The sequence below is a fragment of the Borrelia hispanica CRI genome, assembly GCF_000500065.1.
GTDB classification, from domain to species: Bacteria; Spirochaetota; Spirochaetia; order Borreliales; family Borreliaceae; genus Borrelia; species Borrelia hispanica.
Genome location: NZ_AYOU01000149.1, coordinates 1 through 1,617 on the forward strand (window position 1 = coordinate 1; position 1,617 = coordinate 1,617).

The window sequence follows — 1,617 nt, forward strand, 5'->3', positions numbered from 1 at the left end:
TGGGGATATATCGATAATAATTCCAACAAAATCTGTGTAATTATTCTTATCAAAAGTAATATCATGACTTGCAAATTCATTATCTGTACTATTTATAGCTTTATAAAAGCGAATATCAGATGTTTCTTTGAAGTAGTGAATTACTCGTCCTGCAAGATTTTTAAGCCTGAGTCTTACATGCATTATACAACTCCTATTGCAAAAGGTTTTGTTTGCTCTAGTTTTACTTCTTTAAGTAGAGCTTCAAAAGCAATACAATAATCATTATTTATACAGGTTGTATTATCAGATGTTGGATGATAATCAATCTCCAGTTCACCTAATTTTTCTTTCTTTATTCGTCCAAGATCAATATCATGTATTACACCACAACGTTGTAACTTACATCCTAAGTAGTAATATAAGAGTAGTGATGCTTGACTTTCATTTAATGAGTTCAAGCTGATACCTTTTGTTTTAATTATCATCTCAAGTAAATTTGCTTGTTGTTGAAACTCATCAAAACTTAAATTATCTTCTGTTACATTTAAAAGAGATTTAATTTTAAGATAAATATCTCTAAGTCCTTCTGATTCGACATCACTACTCATCAACTTTAATTCCTTTAACTTTGTTTAATATCAACTCTTAAAATAGTTTTTTCTGTTGCTAGTAAACCACCAAGAACAAAATCAATATATGAATGAGCAATATCACTTGAATTTTTATCAACATGTTCATTTAGAGTTGGTAACATATATTTATTTGGTCTAAATTCAATTAAATTTGGATTCAAAGGATAAATAAGTATTTGATTTTGCAAAAGATTACTTGTTTGTAAGTAAACTCTTTGCCTATTATTAATAGACTTTATAATTTTAATTAATATATCTTCCCACAAATAAGAAAATGATAAATTTTTTACTACATATGGTTCACTAAGTTTTAAACTTGTTAATGGATCAACTAGTACCATAATAGGAGTAGAAAATTCATCTCCAAATTCTAATTTTGAAAGTCCTGATTCTATCTTTTCAAATATCTTATCCATTTTATCTTTATTAGAAGATTCAACTGATTCTAATATTTGATTTGGCATATTAAGTAGTCCATACATATTAGGAAGTAATACTTTTTGATTCTTACCATCTTTTTGGATTGATACAGCACCAGTTAATATAAAATGATCAATAAGTTTAATAATTTCATTACTTGCTAATTTATATGCTTCTCTAAAGGAGAGTAAATTATTATTTATATCACCAATATAACCATCATTGAAATGGAAAGATTCTTCACCTTGTCTTATATGTCTAAACTTATACTGTAATCTTAAATAATTAAGTTTAACAGTTGCTGAACGAAAACCTATTGTAGCAATAGTATTAACTTCATTAATTAAACTTGTTGGATTAGCATTAAGAAAAGCATCCCATTTAATTGCTTTGGTATATCCATTTTTAAGCTCAACATCTTCTATTTGAGAGTCGATAAACCAGCTGTAGAATTTTGGTATTTTTGTTTCTCTTACAACGTTTACTACTTCCTTAGCATAATAATTTTCATCAAATAAATCTGACATCTTTAATCTCCTTTAATTTAAAGCTTTATTTCCATAGCTTTTTACACCTACCATGT

Annotated in this window: 3 protein-coding genes; all 3 read right to left on the reverse strand. The window is 26.8% G+C overall.

Annotation, left to right across the window (positions count from 1 at the left end):
• A partial coding sequence (locus tag U880_RS0106260; protein ID WP_024654390.1) for a DUF1506 family protein occupies positions 1 to 183 on the reverse strand: 183 nt, incomplete at its 3' end.
• Positions 183 to 590 (reverse strand): DUF3890 domain-containing protein, encoded by a 408-nt coding sequence (locus U880_RS0106265; protein WP_024654391.1) that lies wholly within the window; start codon positions 588 to 590, stop codon positions 183 to 185. The genes U880_RS0106260 and U880_RS0106265, both read right to left, overlap by 1 nt.
• A gap of 14 nt (positions 591 to 604) precedes the next feature.
• On the reverse strand, positions 605 to 1,561 hold the full coding sequence (locus U880_RS0106270) for a hypothetical protein (protein WP_024655208.1): 957 nt from the start codon (positions 1,559 to 1,561) through the stop codon (positions 605 to 607).
• Positions 1,562 to 1,617: the final 56 nt, after the last annotated feature.